Raw genomic sequence first — 24007 nt, 5'->3', positions numbered from 1 at the left:
AACCCGCTATTTTTGTATATGTAATGAAACTGAAAATATAAATGCATTAAATCATTATATAATAAAATATGTAGCGTTTTATTTTATCGTCAAAAATGTCGAATAATTTGACGAAGTGACTTATTTATTAATCAATAATCATTTTTATTTGAAAATTATTTAATTGAAAAATAAGGAATAGTTATACCAAAAATATATTGGCATGAACCGTGCTAGATTCATTCTATTGATACTCTAATTATTACTCTTAATTAGAATAGCTCGTTGCATTTATCGCCATATATAACGGCTATATATAACAAAGATAACAAAGATCAGGAGAATATGATGAACCGTTTCATCATTGCAGACCCTAAAAAATGTATTGGTTGCCATACTTGTGAAGTGGCTTGTGTTGTGTCACATCAGCAAGCAGACCAAGATAATTTAGCCATTGACCAAATTAGTGAGCAGAATTTCCAACCGCGTATTCATGTGATCAAGGGGTTTTCAATCAGTACAGCAGTTGTTTGTCATCAATGTGAAGATGCCCCTTGTGCCAATGTGTGTCCGAATGGCGCTATCATTCATAACAAAGATTATTACTATGTCGATCAGGAAAAATGTATCGGCTGTAAAACCTGTGTATTGGCTTGTCCTTATGGCACGATGGAAGTGGTTTCTCGTCCAATTATGCGCAAATCAACTGCGCTTAATGCGATTGAGGCATTTAAAGCGGAAGCAAACAAATGCGATTTATGTCACCACCGTGAAGCGGGTCCTGCATGTATTGAAGTCTGTCCAACACATGCTTTAGTGTGTATTGATAGAGATGCGCTTGAAGAAATGGTCAAAGAGCGTCGTCGTAAAGCTGCTTTTGAGACCGGTGCTGAATTGTTGTTCTAAGATCAATAATAAAGCAACTATGTGCTGATACTATAGTTGCTATTATTTATCCTGCTTCAATAAGGTATCGACATGCATGAAATCACGCTTTGCCAGAGCGCATTTGAGATAATAGATTCTCAAGCTAAATTAAATAATGCCAAAAAAGTAAAAAGCGTATGGATGGAAATTGGCGCATTATCTTGTGTTGAAGTTAGTGCACTTGAATTTTGCTTTGATATTGTTTGCAGAGACACCCTTGCTCAAGGCTGTGAATTACATATTGAGGTTATCCCCGCGAAAGCATGGTGTTGGGATTGTCACCAAGTTGTTACTGTTTCAACATTTAATGCAGGTTGCCCATCTTGTGGTAGCCAGAATCTGCGCGTTGAAAATGACGATGCAATGCGAATAAAGCAAATAGAGATCGAATAGGGGTTGTTATGTGTCTTGGTATTCCAGGTCAGGTTGTTGAAGTTGGAAAAACAATCACTGAAAATGCAATGGTCGATGTTTGTGGCGTTAAACGAGAAGTTAATATTGCGCTAGTCTGTGAAGGTGAGCCTCATACGATGATTGGTAAATGGGTGTTAGTGCATGTTGGTTTTGCTATGAGTATCGTCAATGAAGAAGAAGCAAAAGAGACGCTGGATGCTTTAATGGCAATGGGAGAAGTGGAAGATGATGTTTCTGCTTTTCTTTATGGTGAGGAAGGCGCACCTAAGAAAAACTGAGTTAGTTTTGTACTATTGCATGATTAATTTCTTTTTCTTATACTTGGACTTCATCTTTCTAAAGCTGGGACGACCCAGCTTTTTATCTTTGTATTCAGGGGACGACCCCAACTTATTGAGTAGGGGACGTTATGTCTTGGATTATTCTTCTTATCGCGGGTTTATTAGAAATCGTTTGGGCCGTCGGCCTTAAATACACACACGGTTTTACGCGTTTAACACCAAGTATTATTACCATTAGCGCCATGGTTGTGAGCATGGGAATGTTGTCTTATGCTATGAAAGGTTTGCCTGCGGGTACGGCTTATGCAATTTGGACGGGTATTGGCGCAGTGGGTACCGCAATCTTCGGTATTTTGGTTTTTGGTGAGTCCGCGAATATCTATCGCTTACTGAGTTTAGCAATGATTATTTTTGGTATTATTGGGCTGAAATTAGCGAGTTAAAACCCGAATATTTGGGATAAGTGATTCCGAATTCTGTTTTATTAAAGCGTATTTTAATCAGCTAAATGTAATTAAAAAATTTTAATAAAAAAAGCCACTCATAGAGTGGCTTTTAATCGTTACGTATTAATCAATTATAGTGTAAATACACCAATGATAGCGATAACGCTGATAATTGCTGCACCACCATAGAATACCCATTTGCTTGCAGGTACATGCACTTTAAAATCGTGCAGAGTATGGTGAATACGGTGTAATGCACACCATACTGGCAGAATGATCATTAGCAGTAAGAACAGACGACCAATGATGCTTTGGCTAAATGCCATAATACGTTCATAAGTAAATGCTTCTGGCGCAACACCCATTGGGATTAGGATACCGAGCAGGATGATGATTGCTGGAGAAACAATCGCACTCCACATACCACCTGCACCAAATAATCCCCAGAAAATAGGTTCATCAGAGCGCTTAGGAAGTTGATTCTGATTCATTATTTCCTCCTGGGTTAAATTAACGCCACTGCCAGAATAACGGCAGTAACAACGATAGTGACAGCCCAAAAACCACGTACGATAGGTTCTTGAGGCATTTTTTCATCTTTTACAACAATAACCACTGCTTTTGGTGCAAGTTTAAACCAAGTCGCGGTGTGAAATAACGTTGCAATAAGAGTCACAATGTTAATCAGCATTACAATTGGGTTACTTAGGAATCCAACGAAACCTGCCCAACTTTCGGGTCCATTTTTCAGTGCGAATACACCAAACAGTACAACCAGACTGAACCAAAGTTGTGGAAGACAAGTCCCTTCACGGGTGATATAGAAACGATAGAATCCAAGTTTCGTCCACCAGTTTGGTTGCATGCCACGAACATAAGGCTTACGTTTTGTTGTCATGTCTTGTTTCCTCCTTAACGTGGTTTCAGCATCGCAATGACAAAGTCTTGCGCACTGGCTGCTTTACCTTGCTGAATAGCGGCAGCAGGATCCACATGTTTTGGACAGACTTCAGAGCAGTAGCCAACAAAGGTACAAGACCAGACACCGTTCTCACCATTTAACTGAGGCATACGCTCTTTTGCCCCATGGTCACGACTATCTGTGTTGTAACGTTGAGCTAATGTAATTGCTGCTGGGCCAATAAATTCTGGGTTTAGACCAAACTGAGGACATGCTGCATAGCAAAGACCACAGTTGATACAACCAGAGAATTGATGGTATTTCGCCATTTGAGCAGGAGTCTGTTTATTCGTCCCTTCTGAAGGCTTACGATCATTACCGATGATATAAGGTTTAATCGCTTCTAAGCTTTCGATAAAGTGAGTCATATCGACAACAAGGTCACGCTCAACAGGGAAGTTACCCAACGCTTCAACTCTTAAACCGTCTGGATATTCACGTATAAACGTTTTACAGGCCAATTTAGGCACTTTGTTGACCATCATGCCGCAAGAGCCACAAATCGCCATACGACAAGACCAACGGTAAGAGAGATCAGGCGCTAAATTGTCTTTAATATAACCCAATGCGTCCAATAATGACGTTTGCTCATCATAAGGAACATCATAAGTGACGAAATGAGGCGCTTTGTCCGTTTCTGGGTTATAGCGCATGACTTCCATTTTAATGTGCTTCATGTCATCAGCCATTCGCTTTCTCCTTATTCTGCTTGTCTTGTGCAGTCGCTTCACCACCATAGACACGTTTAGCAGGAGCAGACTTCGTGATCTTCACATCGCTATATTCTAAGCGAGGGGCACCTTCTGGGTTATAGAACGCCAGAGTATGTTTCAGGAAGTTCACGTCATCACGCTCAGTACAACCTTCGTCAAGACGTTGGTGTGCACCACGAGACTCTTTACGATTAATTGCGGAATGAGCCATACATTCAGCGACATCTAAACCAAAACCAAGCTCGATTTTGTACAGTAAATCTGTATTAAAGACGCTACTGGTGTCTTTAATTTCAACGCGTTTGAAACGTTCTTTCAATTCAGCCAGTTTATCAATGGTTTTTTGCATTAACTCAGGTGTACGATAGATACCGCAACCTTCTTCCATTGATTCACCCATTTCATCACGAATTTGTGACCAGCTTTCTGAACCTTTTTGGTTCATCAGCTTTTTCAGGCCATCTTCGATATCACGAGTACGAGCATCTAATGCTGATGCGTTAGCTGGTGCTGCTTCTTGTGCACAACGAACGGCTTCTTCACCTGCAAGACGACCGAATACAACCAGCTCAGCCAGTGAGTTAGAACCTAAACGGTTAGCACCGTGTAAGCCGACCGATGAACATTCACCCACCGCAAACAGACCTTTAATACGAGTCTCAGTTTGTTGGTTAGTTTCGATACCACCCATAGTGTAGTGAGCAGTAGGACGAACAGGGATTGGTTCATTAACTGGGTCAACACCCACATACGCTTTTGCCAGTTCACAAATAAATGGCAGACGTTCATGAAGTTTTTTCGCACCCAGATGACGTAAATCAAGATGAACAACATCACCACGGTGAGTTTTGATGGTACGGCCTGCACGCCACTCATGCCAGAAAGCTTGAGAAACTTTATCGCGAGGACCTAATTCCATGTATTTATTTTCTGGTTTACCTAATGGTGTTTCTGGTCCTAGACCGTAATCTTGCAGATAACGATAGCCATCTTTATTGACCAGAATACCACCTTCACCACGACAACCTTCGGTCATCAGGATACCTGAACCAGGTAGTCCAGTTGGGTGATATTGAACAAATTCCATATCACGCAGTGGAACGCCATGACGTAAAGCGATACCCATACCATCACCAGTAACAATACCGCCATTGGTATTGAAACGATAAACACGTCCAGCACCACCCGTTGCCATAATGACAGCATTAGCACGGATCTGAACTTTCGTACCTTCCATCATATTAATAGCAACAAGACCACGAGCGTGACCTTCATCAACGAGGATATCGAGAACAAAGTGTTCGTCGAAACGTTGAATTTGTGGATATTTTAAGGATGTTTGGAACAGGGTATGTAGCATATGGAAGCCGGTTTTATCGGCTGCGAACCAGGTCCGTTCGATCTTCATCCCACCAAAACGTCGGACGTTGACTGACCCGTCTTCTTTACGGCTCCAAGGACAGCCCCAGAGTTCTAGTTGAGTCATCTCTGTTGGACAATGCTCAACGAAGTAATCTACGACATCCTGTTCACACAACCAGTCACCGCCTGAAACGGTATCATTGAAGTGGAAATCATAGGAGTCGTGAGCCTGAGTCACTGCTGCTGATCCGCCTTCTGCTGCCACGGTGTGGCTACGCATTGGGTAAACTTTTGAGATCAGAGCAATTTTCAGTTGAGGATTCGCTTCCGCTGCAGCTATTGCTGCTCGTAAGCCTGCGCCCCCGGCTCCGATTATCGCTATATCGGCATTAAAGGTTTGCACTGCGCTTCTCCATTGTTCAAGTGAAAATTGGAATAATTGTCTAGAATTCAATTCACTGACATTATTAATTTGTAATGCTATTTTTTTAAGCTATCCGTAACTAAATTGTTTCACTGCCTTGTGACTGCGCTTGATAACATCTTTATTATCATTGACTGTAATTTTAGTATAACGAAATGTAGGGCACCGAAATTTGATATGAATGATGGTTTTCCCGTATTTCGCAAAAAAAGTGTGATCCACACCAAGAATTCTGGGTTTTGATAATAAGCCACCAGAGAAACTTGAAGATCAAATAGAATATATTTTTCTAAATTGGAAATTATAAATAGTAATGAATAATCTGTTTTGAAAGTATAGATAACTTTAATTGAAAATGACAATGGTTTTTTGTTACATCTTGATTTTAAAAGGTAAATTTTTTTATCTTTCTTAAGTCTAATTTAAATAAATAAAATTCCATTCTAAAAGTTAAAATAAATTTTTTACTATTTATCTAAAACAAATCGGTTTGTCTTGTTAATTGTTAATAAAATATTAATAATATTTCTAAAGGTTTTTAATTCTAATCAAAATACGTAGATTTAAATAGAAAGTTAACTTTGAAGTTTAGATGAGCTTGGCTATTTAAATATAAGAATAGTGTTAGTTTATTGTTATTTCTAATTGAGAAAAAGAATTATTCTAATTAACTCTTATTATAAAAATAGCGAAAAATCATGGTGTTTTTGACGCTAGGTTGGTGTTTATTTAAACGATAAAAAGTGCCCAAAAGTAGATGTTTTGTAGAATTATATTTATTTGTCTTATGTGTTTTTACTTAAAAAAGAAAAGAACGGTGAAAAAATATAAAATGAACCCTCTTTATTAGCAGAAATTTGTCTGTTGAAGAGGATGCGAGTAAACTGCACGCTCTGTTTTCTGTTGGAGTTTTTCGTTTATGAGTGAAATCGCGGATTGGCAGCCAAGCGCCTCAATCGCCAACTTACTAAAAAAGGCGAAAATAATCAGTAATATTAGGCGTTTTTTCACTGATCGTGGCGTGTTAGAAGTTGAAACACCGATGATGAGTCAGGCTACCGTTACCGATGTTCATCTTTACCCATTTGAAACCCAATTTGTGGGGCCAGGTGCTTCTCAAGGGCTAAAACTTTATTTGATGACAAGCCCAGAATATCATATGAAGCGTTTATTAGCCGCAAACAGTGGGCCGATTTATCAAATGGGGCGTTGCTTCCGTAATGAGGAAGCCGGTAGATATCACAATCCGGAATTTACGATGCTAGAGTGGTATCGCCCTTGTTTTGATATGTACCGGTTGATGAATGAAGTCGATGATTTACTGCAAGAAGTGTTAGATTGTGAAGCATCGGAGTCACTCTCTTATCAACAAGCATTTTTGCGTTATCTCGATATTGACCCTTTATCTGTTGATAAAGAAAAATTGCGTGAAGTGGCGGCAAAACTGGATTTATCAAATATTGCAGATACGGAAGAAGATAAAGATACGCTACTTCAGTTGCTATTTGTTTCTGGTGTTGAACCTCATATCGGTTTAGAAAAGCCAACCTTTATCTATCATTTCCCTGCGTCACAAGCCTCATTAGCTGAAATTAGCTCTGAAGATCATCGTGTCGCAGAGCGTTTTGAAGTCTATTTTAAAGGTGTTGAATTAGCGAACGGATTTCGTGAACTGACGGATGCACAGGAACAACGACATCGTTTTGAACGTGACAATCGTCAGCGAGTAGCAATGGGATTACCAGAGCAACCTATTGATGAGCGCTTTTTAGCTGCTCTTGAAGCCGGATTACCGGAGTGTTCAGGTGTGGCTTTAGGGGTTGATCGCCTTATTATGCTGGCACTGGGGGTAGAACGCCTTAGTGATGTTATTGCATTCCCCGTTTACAGAGCATAAATACAATATCGATAATGCTAAAAAGAGAGCCTTGGCTCTCTTTTATTTTTTAGATTTTCGATTTTGTCTTCGTTTTTCCTCTGCTTCAAGGGCTTTTTCTTGAAACTTCGCAAACTTATCCCCTGTTACGTCTTTCATATAGCGATAGTTAATAAACCAAAACGTAATACACGAAAATAAAATAACCCACCAAATTAAGAGTAGCTTTAATGAAGAATTAACACCCAGCATTAAATGAAAACTAATTAAGACCATTAAGCTGACAAATATCGAACTAAATAATCCTCCTGCAATTTGTGACATATATTTTTTTAAAGGAGTGATACTGATTAATGGCAAAATAATAGCCATAGAGAACAGTACGCCAAATGTGGCAAACATAATAATCGAGATAGGTTCATTAAAGCTTAGAAACCAATCCGTTATACCAAAAAAAGAAAAGGGAATTTCTATCATAAAGTGGCCTCCTTACTAGGATAGAAAAGAGGGATATCTTTAAAATTAAAAATAAGCTTAAACAATACATTAGGAAAAATGTGTATTTCAGTATTATAGAGTGTGACAGATTGATTAAAAAATTCACGTCTATCTGCAATACACTCTTCTAATTCTTTCGCTTGTGTCTGTAATAGGCGTAAATTTTTCCCACTGATAAGCTCAGGGTATTTTTCAGCAATAATTAGTGATGTTTTTAATTGTGGGAATAGCTGATTAGCTAGTTTAATTTTTTCATCCAATGCCATAGCTTGTAAATAGCTATTTCTATTTTCAGTAAGCTGGTTAAATAATGCTTTTTCGTGTTCCATTGCTTTTTGTGTTATTGCTGTCAGCATTGGGAGCAGATCAACTTGTTTTTTTAATAAAACATCAATATTTGCAAAGGCTTTATAGCAATTATTTTTTAGCATCACCATATTGTTATAAATCATCACTAATTGGCGTATTAAAAAATAAACCAAGGCGAGAATAAAAATGATGAAAATAAGCCATTCCATATAATCAATTACCAAGATGAAGAGGTGTTATTAAAATAAAGTGTTAGGATGCCGTCTTGATATTCCATCGGTATTGCTAGAATGGAAAAGATAACAAAAAGGGCAATGATAACGATGATAGTCGCGTTACGACGAAAAGGACGCGCTTTGTTCCAACGAACAACATAGTCTTGTGGTGATAAACCTAATAGATAGTGAGGAGCACTGTGTGTGATCACTATTTTATCATTGATAGGTTCTGCACTACCTATTAGTAAATAAGTAGCATCAGCCTCTAAGATATACTCCTTAAAACGTTTATTGTTATATTCCAGATCTTGATGAGGATTGATACCAAGATGAACTAAAGGTTTATCAGCCGCAAGAATTTGAATTGATCCGCTATCATCTGTCATCGTGAAATTATTGATCTTTTTTTCACAGAGTGTTTGATGATAGCTTTTTTTGCCTTCTTTATTTGTGGATACGTTATATTCATAATAGATGTAGCCATAACACTCTTTTTTACCTAGGCGACTTATTAGTTTTTCACCCGCAGTTATCTTGCCTTCAATTTCAACAAGCCCAATGGCTAAAGAGCGGATTTTCGATGTTGCTAGAATTTTTTGAAAGCGTAAAAAACGTTTTTCAGGTGTTCTTTTGGCGATTTGGTAAACAAACATTAAAACGAAACTTAAAAAGAACAATCTTTGATCAATAAACAAACTGAAGCTTAAACTTAATAATAAGAGGCTAATAAATATGGTGTTGATAAGTGCCGAAAATTTAGAGGTTCCTTCATTTTGTAATTGGTGGTAATTTTTTATCGCTTTTTCACCAATATTAGCAATATGGTTTGAAATACCATATGCAAATAGCAAAATAACAGCGAATGCAATACAGGAGATCAGATTAACAACAGAGTTTTCGCCACTAGGATAAACGTTAGTTTCTTGTGAGAAAAAAAGGTAATTCCCTGCGGCAAATGCGATCCCTAAAAAGGGAATAATACTCAAGTTGTTTTTCTTTTTCTTCGAGCGTTTACTACGTAAAAAATAGATTAATACGCCCACAGCACAGCCGATAAAAAAATAAATTAACACTGCAATTTATCCTTAATGCGGTTATTTAACTTACTTAAAATGAATCCCTTCAAACTTCATCTCTTCTTTTGGTATTTCTAGTAATTGCATACGTTCAAAGCGAAAAAGGCCGGCAATTAAGCTATCAGGAAACATCTCTATTGCGGTGTTGTAGTGAGTCGTTGCATCATTAAATCCTTCACGACGTTGAGCAATTTTATTTTCTACATCGCTAACTCCGGTTTGAAGTAGTGCTAATTGTTCACCTGAAATTAATGTTGGATAATTTTCAGCGAGTGCAATCATACCCCGTAAAGCGGTATTCATTTCATTTGATGCACTGATTTTTTCATTAATATTTTGTGCTTTAAAATAGCGTTGTCTTGCGTCACTTAATGCAATAAATACACTTTTTTCGTGTTCCATTGCTTTTTCAGCTATTGCCATTAATTGAGGAATTTGGTCAGCTCTTTGTTTTAAAATAACGTCAATATTCGCAAACTGATTACTTACTTGATTGCGTGCCGCAATGAGTCGATTGTAAGTTGAAATTCCCCAACCAATAAATAGAACGATAAGAACAAGTAAAATAATAGCCATTATTGTCATTGTGATCCCTTCCTCTAAATATTTAATAAATAATGATAGTTAAATCAAAAAGTGATTATGATTTTTTAATAAAATTATGAGAACAAGTTAGAGAAAGATGAAGAAATATACAATCAGAATGGACGCAAAGATCCTACCCTTTTAAAAAAGGGTAGGATACTCGTTATACTTCAAGCTGTATTTTGAATTATTTAGCTTGTTTTTGTAGGAACTTAACGCCTAAATCAGGGAAGTCCGTAAAGACACCTTCTGCACCAGCTTGGTTATAAATAATGTCGTATAGCTGATCACCATCTTTTGCGTATTTAGGCAGTTTATCAATACGAACAGTAAATGGATGAATGGTGAGTTTGTTGGCGTGGGCATCAGCCGCCATACCCGTTAATGTGACTTTTTCTGGTGTTGAGTTCTCTTCAACTAACATGTGGTAGTCAGGACCAATTCCATCTGCATAAGTTGCAATTTCTTTCATTGCTCCTGGCTTGAACATCCACTCATAGCTGTAATTTGTCCATGTACCATCAGGCTGTTTTTCATAGGTTTCATTCCAGTCAGTGTATGCAATTAACTGAACAAGTTTTAGATCCATGCCCATTTTTGGCATCAACTCTGTTTTGATGCGTTTTAGGTCGTTAGCATCGAATGATTGCAGATAAACATTGTCGGTTTTTTTTGTATAACCGTACTGTTTAAGGACTTCCAATACTTTGGTGGTAATGTCTTTGCCTTCTTGTTCATGGAACCAAGGCGCTTTAATTTCAGGGTAAATACCAATATCTTGGCCTGTAGATTTGTTTAGACCTTGGATAAATTCAATTTCTTCTTGGAAAGTATGTATACGAAAATCTGATTTACCCATAGGGAAACGATTTGGGTAACTTTGGACTTTTTTACCGTCAACAATGTCGAAGCCTTCAGTAAATTTCAGACCTTTAATTTCCTCAAGCGTAAAGTCGATGGCGTAATAACGACCATCTTTTCTTGCTCTATTAGGATAACGGTCAGCCACATCTGTTACACGATCAAGATAGTGGTCATGTAAAACAACTAATTCGTTGTCTTTGGTCATCACTAAGTCTTGCTCAAGATAATCTGCGCCTTGGGCATAAGCTAATGCTTTGGCTGGTAGCGTATGTTCAGGCAAATAACCACTTGCACCACGGTGAGCGATAACGACCTTATCACTTGCCGTTTGTGCGATTGCACTTAAAGATAGAGTTAAAAGAACGCCTGCAACTAACGGTTTTATTCTAAAAGATGTACTCATAAAGCAGCTCCATTTTAATTCTACGTACAATAAAGTTATGTACAGTTGGCAATAAAAAAAGCCACATCAAAATAGTTGATGTGGCTTGGTTTTTAGAGATGAGATTTAACTAATTTCATAAATAATCAGTTAGCGATTATTCGTACTTCTGAAGCATTTCACGTTTGTGTTTGGTTTCTGTAACCATCACGATAAGTAATAATACAACAGACAGTGCACTACCGCCGATCATGACCATAAAGCCACCATCCCAGCCGAAGTAGTCAACGGTGTAACCTACGATAGCACTTGCCGCAACAGAACCACCTAAGTAGCCGAATAGACCAGTAAAGCCTGCTGCTGTACCTGCTGCTTTTTTCGGTGCAAGCTCAAGCGCATGCAGACCAATCAACATAACAGGACCGTAGATTAAGAAACCGATGATTAACATACACGCCATATCAACATTCGGGTTACCCGCTGGGTTCATCCAGAATACGATAGTTGCGATAGTAACTAAGGTCATAAAGAACACACCTGTTGCACCACGGTTACCTTTGAACACTTTATCCGACATCCAACCACACAGCAGTGTGCCCGGAATACCTGCGTATTCGTATAAGAAGTAAGCCCATGATGATTTATCCATTGCGAAGTGTTTTACTTCACGCAGATATGTTGGTGACCAGTCCAGTACGCCGTAACGCAATAAGTAAACAAACACGTTTGCGATTGCAATCATCCACAGAAGTTTGTTAGGGAACACATACTTCATAAAGATTTCTTTTGCAGTCAGTTCTTGCTCGTCTGTTTCTTTATAATCAGGTGGGTAGTCATTTTTGTACTCTTCAATCGAAGGAAGACCACAAGATTGAGGAGTATCGCGCATTAATGCGAATGCAATCATTGCAACTAAAATTGCTGCAAATGCTGGCATATATAACGCTGCTTTCCAGTCGTTAAACCATGCCATACCTAATAAGAATAGTAATGGAGGTAAGCCACCACCAACGTTATGCGCACAGTTCCAGATAGAAACGATACCGCCACGTTCTTTCTGTGACCACCAGTGCACCATAGTACGTCCACAAGGAGGCCAACCCATACCTTGGAACCAACCACAAAGGAACAACAGAACGAACATAATCATAATGCTCGAAGTTGCCCATGGTACAAAGCCCATAATTAGCATCACTGCGGATGCTAAAATAAGACCTGCAGGTAAGAAATAACGAGGGTTTGCACGGTCAGAGAATGAACCCATGATAAACTTAGAGAAGCCGTAAGCAATCGAGATCCCTGATAAAGCAAAACCTAGGTCACCTTTAGAAAAACCTTCTTCTACAAGATAAGGCATTGCTAACGCAAAGTTTTTTCTTACTAAATAATAAGCAGCGTAACCGAAGAAAATTCCCATAAAGATCTGCCAACGCAGACGACGATAGACGGGATCTATCTGCTCTTTTGGCAAACGCGCTTTATGTGGCGCAGGTCTAAACAGACTTAACATATTAGCCTCCGATGGCTTTTATTTTAATATGTTGATATTAAATAATGACAAAACGAACAACGAAGTTATCAAAAAATTTTCTTTAACGAACTTAATAGTAAACTTATACAATCAAATTTACTGTGAGGTATTACTCAGTTGTCGAATAATTTTTCAAGATGTGCAATTTTGAGTGATATGTTAACTTTATCAAATACTTTTTGTTAAATAATTTGTGATTAGTATCACATATGTGGTTTTAATTTTTCACTCGTGAGCGTTTCTCTTTCGTTTTTGCTCATTATCAAACATTAACCACATTTTTTGTGTATCTTATACACTATAATTAACGCTAAAGAATAAATAAGCGTTTGCTGAATGTAATGTGAGAGGGCATCTCTATGATGAGCGGTTCACCAGTGACAGAAACTGATGTCATTATTATTGGCGGGGGAGCAACCGGTGCAGGCATGGCAAGAGACTGTGCACGCCGTGGATTACGTTGCGTCCTGCTAGAAAGACATGATATTGCAACCGGTGCAACCGGTCGAAATCATGGATTGTTACACAGTGGTGCGCGTTATGCAGTAACAGACCCAGAGTCAGCGCGTGAGTGTATTGAAGAAAACATGATTTTGAAACGGGTCGCTCGTCACTGTGTTGAAAAAACGGATGGCCTTTTTATTACCCTTCCTGAAGATTCTTTAGAGTTTCAACAGACCTTTATTCAATCTTGCCAAGCTGCAGGTATTGATGCTCAAGCGATTTCACCTGAAGAAGCTATTCGCTTAGAGCCATCTGTTAACCCGAATTTAATCGGTGCAGTTAAAGTACCTGATGGTACTGTCGATCCTTTCCGTTTAACTGCAGCAAATATGTTAGATGCCCGTGAACATGGTGCACAAGTCCTGACTTATCATGAAGTTGTTGGGCTTATTCGTGAAGGTGATCGTGTTAAAGGTGTGAAAGTTTACGATCATCAAGCGAAAAAACTGTATGAAATTCGTGCGCAAATAGTGGCAAATGCTGGTGGAATTTGGGGGCAAAAAATTGCGGAATATGGCGAGTTAAAAGTGCGTATGTTCCCAGCCAAAGGCGCATTATTGATTTTGGGTCATCGTATTAACAATATGGTGATCAATCGCTGTCGTAAGCCTGCTGATGCCGATATTTTAGTTCCTGGCGATACCATTTCATTGATTGGTACAACATCAACACGCGTACCTTACGATGAAATTGACAATATGTATGTCACTCCTGAAGAAGTCGATATTCTTATTCGTGAAGGTTCAATGTTGGCGCCAAAACTGGCTCAAACTCGAATTTTGCGTGCTTATGCAGGTGTGCGTCCTTTAGTTGCAAGTGATGATGATCCATCCGGTCGTAATGTGAGCCGTGGTATTGTTTTACTCGACCATGCTCAACGTGATGGATTAGAAGGTTTCATTACAATTACTGGCGGTAAATTAATGACTTACCGTTTAATGGCTGAATGGGCAACAGATAAAATCTGCGAAAAATTAAATGTCTCTGCTAAATGTACAACAGCAGAGGAAGCCTTACCGGGCTCCCGTCAATCTGCAGAGCAAGCATTACGTAGTGTTGTTTCATTACCCGCACCAATTCGAGGCTCTGCGGTTTATCGCCACGGTGATTTAGCCAATAAATTATTGAGCAATGAGCGTAGCGATAAGAGTTTAGTCTGTGAATGTGAAGCCGTTACTGCGGGGGAAGTTCGCTATGCTGTTAACTCTTTAACTGTCAATAACTTACTTGATTTACGTCGCCGTACTCGGGTAGGAATGGGAACATGTCAAGGTGAGCTTTGTGCGTGTCGTGCCGCAGGTTTATTAAACCGTTTACAAGTCACTACTCCTCACGAGTCAGAGCAACAGCTTGCTCATTTCTTAAATGAGCGTTGGAAAGGTATTCGACCAATTGCTTGGGGTAATGCATTACGTGAGAGTGAATTCACCAGTTGGGTTTACCAAGGTTTATGTGGTTTAGATGCTGATATGATTGATAAAGCAACTTCAGCGGAGGCAGATAATGAAATTTGACGTCATCATTATAGGTAGCGGACTTGCCGGTTTAACCGCAGGTATTCGTCTTGCTGAAGCGGGTAAGTCTTGCGCAATTATCAGTAATGGCCAAAGTGCACTACATTTTTCATCAGGTTCACTAGATCTATTAACTCACCTTCCTGATGGTTCGTTAGTGACTCAACCTAAAAAAGCGTTGGCAACATTGGCTGAGCTTGCCCCGAAACATCCTTATAGTCGTATGGGACAATCGCAAGTTTCAACTTTAATTGAACAGGCTGAAGCATTATTATCAAGTACAGAATATCTTGAATATCAAGGTAATGGTGATGAAAACCATTATCGTATTACCCCTGTTGGGCGCTCACGTATGAGTTGGATGAGTCCAAAACGTGTACCAACTCATGGTATTGATCAAGCGTTGCCATGGAAAAAGTTAGCTGTTGTTGGAATTGAAGGCTTTTTAGATTTTCAGCCACAATTTGCAAGCAATACGCTGAATGAGCAAGGTGTTGAGTCTATTCCTTATCATATTCACTTACCGCTATTAGATAGATTACGTGATAATCCAAGTGAATTTAGGGCAGTCAATATTGCGCGCTATTTAGATAAGCCTGAAAACACTAAAGCGTTAGCGGAAGAGTTGAAAAAGCATATCGATGATAGTGTTGAAGCGATTATTTTACCTGCATGTATTGGGCTGGATGCTGAAGAACCCGTGACGCTACTTCAACAACTGGTAGGTAAACCTATCTGTTTACTACCGACATTGCCACCATCACTATTAGGCATTCGTTTACATCAAGCATTAAAACTGCGTTTCCAAAAAGCGGGCGGTTTAATTATGCCAGGTGATCGTGCAGAACAAGTTGATTTAATTGGTAATAAAGTTACAGGTATTCATACTCGAAACCATACTGATATTCCTATTCGTAGTGAACACGTTGTATTGGCAACGGGCAGTTTCTTCAATAATGGATTAATTGCAGAGTTTGATCGTGTCTATGAACCTTTGATGGAACTTGATTTGCTAGAGACATTACCACGCAATGAGTGGACACAAGTGAATGTCTTTGCAAAACAGCCTTATATGCGATTTGGTGTGGATACAGATAGTCAATTAAGACCGATGAAATATGGTGAAGTCTTAGAGAATGTTTACGCTGTAGGTGCTGTATTAGGTGGGTTTGACCCTCTTAATGAAGGTTGTGGCGCAGGTGTTTCAATGATCAGCGCACTTTATGCAGCGCAACAAATTTTACAGCACAATAAATCAGAACAGACCACATCTGCGGTTGTGGAGGCAGCACAATGAGTTTACATGATAACAGCTTTGAAGCGTGCATTAAGTGTACTGTTTGTACTACTTATTGCCCAGTTGCAAAAGTAAATCCACTTTATCCAGGTCCTAAACAAGCCGGCCCAGATGGTGAGCGTTTACGTTTAAAAGATCCAATGCTTTATGATGAAGCATTGAAATATTGCACTAACTGTAAGCGTTGTGAAGTTGCTTGTCCGTCAGATGTGAAGATTGGTGACATCATTTCGCGTGCAAAATTGAAGTACAATACAAAAACGCCAAAACTTCGTGATGCTATTTTAAGTCATACGGATTTAATGGGAACATTATCAACGCCAATGGCGCCGATAGTAAATACGATTACAGGATTAAAACCTGTACGTAAGATCTTAGATAAAACACTTAAAATAGACCATCGTCGCGAATTACCAAAATACTCTTTTGGTACATTTAGAACCTGGATGAAAAAGCAAGTTGAAGAGCAAGCGCGTTTTAAAGATCAAGTTGCTTTCTTCCATGGTTGTTACGCTAACTATAACCACCCACAATTAGGGAAAGATTTAGTTAAAGTATTTAACAAAATGGATATTGGTGTTCAGCTATTAAAACGCGAAAAATGCTGTGGTGTTGCATTAATTGCGAATGGTTTTGTTAAGCAAGCTAAAAAACAAGCGGCTGTCAACCTTGAATCACTAACAGAAAAAATTGTTGAAAACAATATTCCTGTTGTTGCAACATCATCAACTTGTACTTTCACTATTCGTGATGAGTATGAACATATTCTTGATGTTGATACATCAAAAGTACGTGAAAATATTGAATTAGCGACACGTTATATTTATCGCTTATTAGAAGAAGGGCGTGAATTACCACTGAAACACACCCCACTAAAAGTGGTGTATCACACACCTTGTCATATGGAAAAAATGGGATGGACAGCCTATTCCATTGATTTAATTAAACGTATCCCTGGTGTTGAGGTGATTGTTTTAGATTCTCAATGCTGTGGTATTGCTGGAACTTACGGTTTTAAATCTGAAAACTACGATGTTGCTCAAGGCATTGGTGCGGGCTTATTCCGCCAAATTGAAGAGAGTGGCTGTGATTTGGTAATAACAGATTGTGAAACTTGTAAATGGCAAATTGAGATGTCAACAACGAAAAAATGTGAACACCCCATTAGTTTATTGGCAAGAGCATTATAAGTATTGCCTATTAGATAATAAAAAAGTAATTGATTACTAAGATAACAAGTAGCTAGGGAATAAAAGAGGATCTTTTATTCCCTTTTTTTACTAAAAATAAAAAAGATGTGAAACATAAGATCATCAGGAAATTAAATAACCTGATACTGTGGATCACCAGTGATTTAAATACTTTTATTTTTGATGAGAGATATAGGTGTTTTGATAAAACCAAATATTTTGGACTTTTTTAAGTGTAATATTTTGCCCATCAGTCAATGAAAGCACTTGTTTTCCCGCCTCGTTAATAATTGGAATATCTAATGCTTTGGCTAATACAGTTGTATTAGACAGTGGATTGCCATGACTTAATAAAATGCCTTTAATCTTATTGGTATCAAGAGCCATCAACGTGGAGGGAGAAAGCTGTTTTGTCACCAGAATTGTGTTTGTATAAGGAGGATCCGAGATTGGAGGAGGAGCAGAGGTTAAATAGCGTAGTAATCGAGATAAAATATCATCTAAATCACTTTCACGAGCACGCATATTATCATCATCCATTTGTGCATAAGTATCTATTAAATCAATGAATGTTTGCTGTAAGGCAAATTCAGCATTGCAGTGATGTTTACTTATCATACTGCATACAGTCAGTTGTAATTCGGTATTTTCTAATAAGAAGCGGTGACTAGAAAAAATATGGGCATATTGTTCACCAATTTTGCTATGCGCTTCTTCAGTTAACCAGTCTATATCCTTTTTAGATCGCTCAATTGCTTTTACGAGGCGTTTTTGCTCCTCAAGTAATAAATGGGAGGATATTTTTTTACGAGGGATCACGAAACGATGATAAGGGTATAGCCAAACCGGTGCAGTGAGTGTTTTGACTGGTTCGTAATTTGTGTTTTTAGGGAGAATATTAAAATTAAGAAGATTTTCGCCTAATTGCAGTTTTTTAATTGTAATGGTTTTATGTGCTGCCTTTTCTGCCTCCTCAAGCGAGGCTCCTAGCGCAATACTATTGGCAGCAGCCAAGGTACCTTCAACAATCGGCGCCGAACTTAATGTGACGTTAATGGCAATGTTATGCTCAAGATTAGCGATGGCGAGTGCGGCATTTTGTGCTGAATGATAAGTATCGAGTAAAACCAGTACACCTTGTTTGCTATAACACTTTTTAATCGTGGAAAGTATAGTTTCTGGTGACACTTCATTAGCAAGATCAGAAGGTGTTTGATAGTTGGTCGCAATGGCAATTTTTACTTGGTGATTTACAGTTTGATTAACGAGCTCTTTAATACCATTAGCGAGTGTAAGGCTCTTTGAAACTAATACGATACTGACCATAAAGCCCCCTTTTTTTGTAAATATAAACAGGGAGATAAACACTCCCTGTTTACTCAGGCTTTAATAAAGCCATTCTCGTCCTAATTGGTCTGCGGTTAAAATCGCGGCATAAACTTTATCGGAATCGATATCAAATGGCATGTTGTAAATTGTCTCACCTTCAGCACAACTTAGTTCAGCAACCGCCATGATTTTTTCATTTAATTCATCACCTGTTGCATTGATACCCAGCTCTTCTAAAGTGACAGGTAATCCGACCAAAATACAGAAATCAAGGAACTCCTCTAATTCTTCTAATGGACTGTTTTCTAAAACTAATTGAACTAATGTACCAAAGGCAACTTTTTCACCATGATACATGTTGTGACACTCTTCTAATGCTGTAAATCCATTATGAATGGCATGGGCGGCCGCCAGACCCGCACTTTCAAAACCGATACCACTTAAGAAGGTATTAGCTTCAATAATATTTTCTACCGCGGCTGTACAAACACCACGGCTTACGGCGAGTTTTGCTTTATAACCATCTTCTAAAAGAGTGTTATAGCAAAGTTCAGCTAAAGCTAGGGCTGCTAGTGTTGATTTACCCCCTGCCATAGTCTGCTTTTGAGCATGACTACAGGCTCTTGCTTCGAAGTAGGTTGCTAAAGCATCTCCCATTCCAGCTACTAATAAACGCGCAGGCGCAGAAGCGATGATATTTGTGTCCATCACGACCACATCAGGATTGGTTGGATAGAAAAGGTAACTATCAAATGCGCCTAATTCAGTATAAATTACAGAAAGTGCACTTGTGGGGGCATCAGTAGAAGCAATGGTTGGGGAGATAACAACAGGAAGCTGGCATTTATAGGCAACAGCTTTGGCTGTATCTAATGTTTTTCCACCACCAACGCCAATAATCACAAGAGAGGCTTGTTCTTTTGCAAGTTCAGATAGTCGATTGATTTCGTTGTGTGTGCATTCACCATTAAACAGTTCAAAGTGCCCATTCACTTCATATTGAGACATACTGTCTTTGACGGTACTTCCGACGAGATCCATAACAAATTTATCGGCAATAATCAGAGCTCTATCGCCAAAAGGTTTTGCGTATTTGCCAATATGGTATAGCGCATCTGGCCCTTGAATATATTTAGCGGGGGATTGAATAACTTTTAACATAATAGACTCCTACTATTCGCAAAAGAGAGTAAAAAATCCTTATGGTGGGGCTTGTCATCCCAATTGACATTGAATTTTATGGAGATGAACTTAAATACATTAACAGTCTAATAGATGAATAAAATATTTCATTGAAAATAATTAATCGTTTTTATATTAGCATGCAAAAAACATCCTAATATTGATATTTAAGTAATATTTTGTGAGTTATTTAACTAATCATGCTAATTAATTACAATACGAAATATTTATGTAAAATAATAAATTATTGCATTTAGAATAAAGCTCCATAAAATTAGCTTATGAAGCTTTATTGTTTGGAATTATGACATTAAAATCATTATTTTTTTGCGAGGTGAGGCAGATTATGAGCGAATTTCAGCATAATCTTGTTTTTGATTTTCTTGTGCGAAAAAGTAACGCAAAATAAAATTCAATAAAACACCATAAGCAGGCAAGAAAAATAGCATACAAATGGTCAATTTAAACACGTAGTCAACTAATGCAATTTCAATCCAATTCTCTGCCATAAATACGTCAGTACTACGATAAAAAGCAATAAAGAAGAATGCGAGTGTGTCGAGTAAATTACCAAAGAACATTGCTGCACTAGGTGCTACCCACCATTTTTGTTGTTGTCTTAAACGATTAAAGACAGAGACATCCATGATTTGACCTAACACATAAGCCATAAAGCTTGCTGTCGCAATTCTTGCTACCATGATATTAAAATCAGCTAATGAGGCAAAACCCTGCCAACTTCCTTGGAAAAAGAGCGTTGAGATCAGGTATGAAATCGCTAATGCGGGTAGCATAACGGCAGTAATAATGCGTCTGGCAAGTGGTGCACCATAAATACGAACCGTTAAATCTGTTGCCAGAAAAATAAACGGAAAGGTAAAGGCACCCCAAGTGGTATGGAAACCAAAAATAGAAATAGGCAATTGCACAAGATAGTTACTAGAAGTAATTATCAGGATATGAAATAAAGAAAGCCATAACAGTGCCACCGCTTTTTGGCGGGGAGTAAACGTATACATAAATTGTACCTTTTTAGTGATTGGGGTGAGGGAACCCAATAAAACAGTGATTTCTCTCTTAAATGAGAGGATGCGCATAATACGCCTGTTGCGCAACAAAAGCAAAGATCAGGAAGAAATACCTTTGTGTTTAATGTGTCGTGATGTGAACATGAAAGCGAGATATGCGATATAATGACACAATCTGTCAGTGCAATAAGAATGGTTAATAGAATGAATGCTCAATTTGATGATGCAACTAAGACATTAGATACGCTAGGACTACGTTGCCCTGAGCCTGTGATGTTAGTACGTAAGACCATAAGAAATATGGCATTAGGTGAGATATTATTAGTGATAGCTGATGATCCTGCCACAGTGCGGGATATTCCCGGCTTTTGCCGTTTTATGGAACATGATTTATTAAATCAAGAGACGCAATCTGCACCTTATCGTTATCTTATCCGTAAAAAAGAGAGTAATTTGTAATTTAGGCTGTAAATATTGCTTAGCTTCGCGCTAAAAAAGAACCCAAACTCCAGATTAACTGAGGTTTGGGTTTTGTTATTTTAGCGTGCTTACTCTTTATTTATTTGAGGCATTAATTTTTACTCTTAACAGCCTGACCGCATTGGCTGTAACCAGTGCTGTTGCGCCGGAATCAGCAAGAACTGCAACCCAAAGCCCAGTTATACCTAATAAGCTTGTTACTAAGAATATCGCTTTTAAGCCCAATGCTATTGTGATGTTTTCACGGATAATTTTACGTGTCGCACGAGATAACTTAATAATTTCAGGTAAGCCTGTTAAACGGTTATGTGTTAATGCCGCATCAGCTGTTTCAAGCGCAACGTCCGTACCACTTCCCATTGCGACACCAATAGTGGCAGCCTTCATTGCTGGCGCATCATTGATACCGTCACCCACCATCATTGTGTTATGCTTTTTGCTGATTTCCATTACTGAAGTCACTTTATCTTCAGGCAGTAATCCTGCTCGGAAATCCATACCGAGTTTTTTCGCAATCGCCGCAGCTGCTCTTGGATTATCACCCGTTAGCATAACGGCATTGATGTTCATCTCTTTCAATAATTTCATTGATTCAACAGCATCATTGCGTAAGGTATCTTGCATAGCAATAATACCGACAAGTTGGCTCTCTTTTAATACGATAACCACGGTTTTGCCTTCATCTTCAAGACGTGCAACTTCTTGTTGCCACTGAGAAGAGAGCGATGTGGCTTCTGATAATTGAGAAGGTGCACTTACTAGAATATGTTGGCTATTTAAATAACCTTCAATGCCTTTACCTGCTAGCGCTTTACGATCTTCTGCTTCAACAACAAGCACACCTTCATCTTGTGCTTTATTGATAATGGCTTTTGCCAATGGGTGATGAGAGCCTATTTCTACGGATGAAGCAAAAGTCAGTACTTCTTTTTCATTAAATCCAGCTTCAGCGACAACATCAGTAACTTGAGGTTTCCCTTCAGTTAAGGTACCTGTTTTATCTAATGCGATAGTATTAACAGTGCCTAATTGTTCTAATGCTGCTCCGCCTTTGATTAGCGCTCCACGTTTAGTGGCTGCTGCTAATGCTGAAGTAATTGCGGCGGGTGTGGAGATAACCAAAGCACAAGGACAACCAATAAGTAATAGGGTTAAACCGCGATAAATCCATGTTTCCCACGGCTGTGAGAACAACAGTGGTGGAACAATGATAACTAGCGCAGAGAACAGCATAATTGCAGGTGTATAGTAACGGCTAAAGCGGTCAATAAAGCGCTCAATAGGGGCTCTACGCTCTTCAGCTTCTTCAATTAATTGCAAAATACGGTCGATAGCATTTTGCCCTTGTTCTGAGACTACTTTCATTTGCACAGATCTATCTACAGATAAACAACCTGCAGCTACTTTTTCGCCTTGTAGGCGTTCTACAGGTACAGATTCACCCGTCAATGCGCTTTCATCAAAGCTTGCAAATGCACTAATTAATTCCGCATCTGTTGGCAAACGTGAACCTGGTGCAATTTCAATAATGTCGCCGGGACGTAATTGTGCAACAGGGATCGTCTGTTTTTTCCCCTCTTTGATTAATGTCGCTTCTTCTGGCACTAAAGCCATTAATGCACTCACGCCACGACGAGCACGTCCTGCAGCATAAGACTCCAGCATTTCACCAATCATAAACAGCAAAATAACCATCGCTGCTTCTTCGGTAGCATTAATAAATAGTGCACCAATTGCGGCAACACTCATCAATGTTTCTATAGCGAAGGGGGTACCATTGCGAATAAGTTGTAGTGCCTTTTTCACAATGGGGAATAAACCAATTAACGTTGTTGCAATAAAGGCAGTACGACCTGCTTGAGGATCAATAAACTCTACGCCCCAGCTAATTGCCATTAAAAGTGCCAAGACAATAACAAATGAGCTCTCTTTTAAAAGACTCTGCTTAGTGCTTTTTTTAGATTGAGGTGATGAGAGATCAAAAAGTTCAAAACCAGCGCTGTTAATTGCAGCAATCACATCCGCGCGTAGATCACTATCAGCATCAACGACCAATTTTTCGGTGGCAAAAAGCACTTTTGCTTGTTTTACGCCTGTGACTTTGAGCGCTGCTGTTTCGATCTTTTGAGCGCAACTCGGGCAATCCATTCCTTGCACTTTCCAACTAAAGCGTTGCTGTGCTACTTTTTCAGGCTCAACGTTAGAAACAGGGGCGTTGATATCACAGCTTTCATGAGCATGTTCGTGGGAGTGTCCGTGGTGATGCTCATCCTCGCATTCAGGATCACTTTTATCTATTTTGGTGTGTGAATGTCCACTTTTAGTATGTGAGTGCGTACTATTCTCTGTGTGACCTGAACAACATTGAGAGCTTGAGCAGCAAGCATCGGTATGTTTATTGTGTTGATGAGCATGTTTAGTCATAACTGGCTCTCCTTGTTTAACAAAGTAAAGTCTAAATTCATTTATCTGATAAGTACTTTACAGCTTGGAGTAGAGTCCAGAGTCAAGATATCAAAGGTACATTCATTGGCAAAAAGTGCGAATTAGGTTAGCAAAAACGCCGTAAACCCTCGCCCAATGCGGGCGAGGATATAAGGCGAAAAGCCCGCAGGGCTTTAAAGATCAATCAGGCGT

Annotated in this window: 23 protein-coding genes; 9 read left to right on the top strand and 14 right to left on the bottom strand. The window is 38.8% G+C overall.

Annotation, left to right across the window (positions count from 1 at the left end):
- Positions 1-327 precede the first annotated feature (327 nt).
- The 4 genes from hydN to sugE all read left to right on the top strand — a co-directional run bounded on the left by hydN (position 328) and on the right by sugE (position 2044).
- Entirely contained in the window at positions 328-885 is a 558-nt protein-coding gene (gene hydN / locus DK858_RS12650; protein ID WP_069368213.1) for an electron transport protein HydN, read from the top strand.
- Between the two features lie 72 nt (positions 886-957).
- Complete coding sequence (gene hypA, locus DK858_RS12645) at positions 958-1299, top strand: hydrogenase maturation nickel metallochaperone HypA (protein ID WP_069368214.1); 342 nt, start codon at positions 958-960, stop codon at positions 1297-1299.
- Between the two features lie 8 nt (positions 1300-1307).
- Complete coding sequence (gene hybG / locus DK858_RS12640; protein ID WP_036933156.1) at positions 1308-1598, top strand: hydrogenase maturation factor HybG; 291 nt, start codon at positions 1308-1310, stop codon at positions 1596-1598.
- Between the two features lie 131 nt (positions 1599-1729).
- Positions 1730-2044: a quaternary ammonium compound efflux SMR transporter SugE gene (sugE, locus tag DK858_RS12635; protein ID WP_006535439.1), complete on the top strand. Its 315-nt coding sequence runs from the start codon at positions 1730-1732 to the stop codon at positions 2042-2044.
- A 134-nt stretch (positions 2045-2178) separates the two neighbouring features.
- Here the strand turns inward: sugE and frdD are convergent, their stop codons facing one another.
- Genes frdD through frdA form a run of 4 tightly spaced genes read right to left on the bottom strand, consistent with a single transcriptional unit; the run spans position 2179 to position 5486 of the window.
- The gene (frdD, locus tag DK858_RS12630; RefSeq protein ID WP_109397720.1) at positions 2179-2538 is read right to left on the bottom strand and encodes a fumarate reductase subunit FrdD; all 360 of its coding nucleotides are present in this window, start codon (positions 2536-2538) and stop codon (positions 2179-2181) included.
- A gap of 14 nt (positions 2539-2552) precedes the next feature.
- Positions 2553-2945: a fumarate reductase subunit FrdC gene (gene frdC, locus DK858_RS12625; RefSeq protein WP_109397719.1), complete on the bottom strand. Its 393-nt coding sequence runs from the start codon at positions 2943-2945 to the stop codon at positions 2553-2555.
- A 14-nt stretch (positions 2946-2959) separates the two neighbouring features.
- Complete coding sequence (locus DK858_RS12620; protein WP_109397718.1) at positions 2960-3697, bottom strand: succinate dehydrogenase/fumarate reductase iron-sulfur subunit; 738 nt, start codon at positions 3695-3697, stop codon at positions 2960-2962.
- Positions 3690-5486 carry a fumarate reductase (quinol) flavoprotein subunit gene (gene frdA / locus DK858_RS12615; protein WP_109397717.1) on the bottom strand — a complete coding sequence of 599 codons (1797 nt, stop codon included), beginning with the start codon at positions 5484-5486 and terminating at the stop codon, positions 3690-3692. The genes DK858_RS12620 and frdA overlap by 8 nt, the downstream gene beginning before the upstream one ends.
- Positions 5487-6426: 940 nt before the next feature.
- On the opposite strand from frdA, the gene epmA reads away from it, so the two are divergent.
- Positions 6427-7404 (top strand): elongation factor P--(R)-beta-lysine ligase, encoded by a 978-nt coding sequence (gene epmA, locus DK858_RS12610; RefSeq protein WP_072063825.1) that lies wholly within the window; start codon positions 6427-6429, stop codon positions 7402-7404.
- Positions 7405-7446: 42 nt separating this feature from the next.
- Here the strand turns inward: epmA and DK858_RS12605 are convergent, their stop codons facing one another.
- The 6 genes from DK858_RS12605 to glpT all read right to left on the bottom strand — a co-directional run bounded on the left by DK858_RS12605 (position 7447) and on the right by glpT (position 12825).
- Positions 7447-7860, bottom strand: a complete 414-nt coding sequence (locus DK858_RS12605; RefSeq protein WP_072063824.1) for a hypothetical protein — start codon at positions 7858-7860, stop codon at positions 7447-7449.
- Entirely contained in the window at positions 7857-8399 is a 543-nt protein-coding gene (locus tag DK858_RS12600; RefSeq protein ID WP_109397716.1) for a LemA family protein, read from the bottom strand. The genes DK858_RS12605 and DK858_RS12600 overlap by 4 nt, the downstream gene beginning before the upstream one ends.
- Positions 8400-8407: 8 nt before the next feature.
- Positions 8408-9481 carry a hypothetical protein gene (locus tag DK858_RS12595; RefSeq protein WP_109397715.1) on the bottom strand — a complete coding sequence of 358 codons (1074 nt, stop codon included), beginning with the start codon at positions 9479-9481 and terminating at the stop codon, positions 8408-8410.
- A 30-nt stretch (positions 9482-9511) separates the two neighbouring features.
- Positions 9512-10069 carry a LemA family protein gene (locus tag DK858_RS12590; protein ID WP_109397714.1) on the bottom strand — a complete coding sequence of 186 codons (558 nt, stop codon included), beginning with the start codon at positions 10067-10069 and terminating at the stop codon, positions 9512-9514.
- Between the two features lie 187 nt (positions 10070-10256).
- Positions 10257-11336 carry a glycerophosphodiester phosphodiesterase gene (glpQ, locus tag DK858_RS12585; protein ID WP_109397713.1) on the bottom strand — a complete coding sequence of 360 codons (1080 nt, stop codon included), beginning with the start codon at positions 11334-11336 and terminating at the stop codon, positions 10257-10259.
- Positions 11337-11472: 136 nt separating this feature from the next.
- Entirely contained in the window at positions 11473-12825 is a 1353-nt protein-coding gene (gene glpT, locus DK858_RS12580; RefSeq protein WP_109397712.1) for a glycerol-3-phosphate transporter, read from the bottom strand.
- 380 nt (positions 12826-13205) lie between these two features.
- Between glpT and glpA the strand changes: the two genes are divergently transcribed.
- The 3 genes from glpA to glpC are packed head-to-tail and all read left to right on the top strand — an operon-like array spanning position 13206 to position 17351.
- On the top strand, positions 13206-14864 hold the full coding sequence (glpA, locus tag DK858_RS12575) for an anaerobic glycerol-3-phosphate dehydrogenase subunit A (RefSeq protein ID WP_185901618.1): 1659 nt from the start codon (positions 13206-13208) through the stop codon (positions 14862-14864).
- A complete protein-coding gene (gene glpB / locus DK858_RS12570) occupies positions 14854-16161 on the top strand; it encodes a glycerol-3-phosphate dehydrogenase subunit GlpB (RefSeq protein WP_109397711.1) in 1308 nt (435 codons plus the stop codon). The genes glpA and glpB overlap by 11 nt, the downstream gene beginning before the upstream one ends.
- Positions 16158-17351, top strand: a complete 1194-nt coding sequence (gene glpC, locus DK858_RS12565; protein WP_109397710.1) for an anaerobic glycerol-3-phosphate dehydrogenase subunit GlpC — start codon at positions 16158-16160, stop codon at positions 17349-17351. Before glpB ends, glpC begins: the two co-directional genes overlap by 4 nt.
- A 174-nt stretch (positions 17352-17525) precedes the next feature.
- Here the strand turns inward: glpC and DK858_RS12560 are convergent, their stop codons facing one another.
- The 3 genes from DK858_RS12560 to DK858_RS12550 all read right to left on the bottom strand — a co-directional run bounded on the left by DK858_RS12560 (position 17526) and on the right by DK858_RS12550 (position 20881).
- Positions 17526-18677: a phosphoenolpyruvate-utilizing N-terminal domain-containing protein gene (locus tag DK858_RS12560; RefSeq protein ID WP_109397709.1), complete on the bottom strand. Its 1152-nt coding sequence runs from the start codon at positions 18675-18677 to the stop codon at positions 17526-17528.
- A gap of 60 nt (positions 18678-18737) precedes the next feature.
- Positions 18738-19841, bottom strand: coding sequence for a glycerol dehydrogenase (locus DK858_RS12555; RefSeq protein WP_109397708.1), 1104 nt, complete (start codon positions 19839-19841; stop codon positions 18738-18740).
- Positions 19842-20206: 365 nt separating this feature from the next.
- On the bottom strand, positions 20207-20881 hold the full coding sequence (locus DK858_RS12550; RefSeq protein ID WP_109397707.1) for a 7-cyano-7-deazaguanine/7-aminomethyl-7-deazaguanine transporter: 675 nt from the start codon (positions 20879-20881) through the stop codon (positions 20207-20209).
- Between the two features lie 213 nt (positions 20882-21094).
- Between DK858_RS12550 and tusA the strand changes: the two genes are divergently transcribed.
- Positions 21095-21349 (top strand): sulfurtransferase TusA, encoded by a 255-nt coding sequence (tusA, locus tag DK858_RS12545; RefSeq protein WP_109397706.1) that lies wholly within the window; start codon positions 21095-21097, stop codon positions 21347-21349.
- Between the two features lie 96 nt (positions 21350-21445).
- Here the strand turns inward: tusA and DK858_RS12540 are convergent, their stop codons facing one another.
- Positions 21446-23794 (bottom strand): zinc/cadmium/mercury/lead-transporting ATPase, encoded by a 2349-nt coding sequence (locus DK858_RS12540; protein ID WP_109397705.1) that lies wholly within the window; start codon positions 23792-23794, stop codon positions 21446-21448.
- Positions 23795-24007: the final 213 nt, after the last annotated feature.

Origin of the sequence: Proteus faecis (genome assembly GCF_003144395.1) — a bacterium.
In the GTDB taxonomy this organism is placed as follows: Bacteria; Pseudomonadota; Gammaproteobacteria; order Enterobacterales; family Enterobacteriaceae; genus Proteus; species Proteus faecis.
Note: the sequence above shows the minus strand (reverse complement) of the source record. Positions and strands in the feature narration are given on the sequence as shown.

Coding starts and splice junctions, on each gene's coding strand:
- hydN (WP_069368213.1), top strand. CDS start 328: ATGAACCGTTTCATCATTGCAGACCCTAAAAAATGTATTGGTTGCCAT.
- hypA (WP_069368214.1), top strand. CDS start 958: ATGCATGAAATCACGCTTTGCCAGAGCGCATTTGAGATAATAGATTCT.
- hybG (WP_036933156.1), top strand. CDS start 1,308: ATGTGTCTTGGTATTCCAGGTCAGGTTGTTGAAGTTGGAAAAACAATC.
- sugE (WP_006535439.1), top strand. CDS start 1,730: ATGTCTTGGATTATTCTTCTTATCGCGGGTTTATTAGAAATCGTTTGG.
- frdD (WP_109397720.1), bottom strand. CDS start 2,538: ATGAATCAGAATCAACTTCCTAAGCGCTCTGATGAACCTATTTTCTGG.
- frdC (WP_109397719.1), bottom strand. CDS start 2,945: ATGACAACAAAACGTAAGCCTTATGTTCGTGGCATGCAACCAAACTGG.
- DK858_RS12620 (WP_109397718.1), bottom strand. CDS start 3,697: ATGGCTGATGACATGAAGCACATTAAAATGGAAGTCATGCGCTATAAC.
- epmA (WP_072063825.1), top strand. CDS start 6,427: ATGAGTGAAATCGCGGATTGGCAGCCAAGCGCCTCAATCGCCAACTTA.
- DK858_RS12605 (WP_072063824.1), bottom strand. CDS start 7,860: ATGATAGAAATTCCCTTTTCTTTTTTTGGTATAACGGATTGGTTTCTA.
- DK858_RS12600 (WP_109397716.1), bottom strand. CDS start 8,399: ATGGAATGGCTTATTTTCATCATTTTTATTCTCGCCTTGGTTTATTTT.
- DK858_RS12590 (WP_109397714.1), bottom strand. CDS start 10,069: ATGACAATAATGGCTATTATTTTACTTGTTCTTATCGTTCTATTTATT.
- glpQ (WP_109397713.1), bottom strand. CDS start 11,336: ATGAGTACATCTTTTAGAATAAAACCGTTAGTTGCAGGCGTTCTTTTA.
- glpT (WP_109397712.1), bottom strand. CDS start 12,825: ATGTTAAGTCTGTTTAGACCTGCGCCACATAAAGCGCGTTTGCCAAAA.
- glpA (WP_185901618.1), top strand. CDS start 13,206: ATGATGAGCGGTTCACCAGTGACAGAAACTGATGTCATTATTATTGGC.
- glpB (WP_109397711.1), top strand. CDS start 14,854: ATGAAATTTGACGTCATCATTATAGGTAGCGGACTTGCCGGTTTAACC.
- glpC (WP_109397710.1), top strand. CDS start 16,158: ATGAGTTTACATGATAACAGCTTTGAAGCGTGCATTAAGTGTACTGTT.
- DK858_RS12560 (WP_109397709.1), bottom strand. CDS start 18,677: ATGGTCAGTATCGTATTAGTTTCAAAGAGCCTTACACTCGCTAATGGT.
- DK858_RS12555 (WP_109397708.1), bottom strand. CDS start 19,841: ATGTTAAAAGTTATTCAATCCCCCGCTAAATATATTCAAGGGCCAGAT.
- DK858_RS12550 (WP_109397707.1), bottom strand. CDS start 20,881: ATGTATACGTTTACTCCCCGCCAAAAAGCGGTGGCACTGTTATGGCTT.
- tusA (WP_109397706.1), top strand. CDS start 21,095: ATGAATGCTCAATTTGATGATGCAACTAAGACATTAGATACGCTAGGA.
- DK858_RS12540 (WP_109397705.1), bottom strand. CDS start 23,794: ATGACTAAACATGCTCATCAACACAATAAACATACCGATGCTTGCTGC.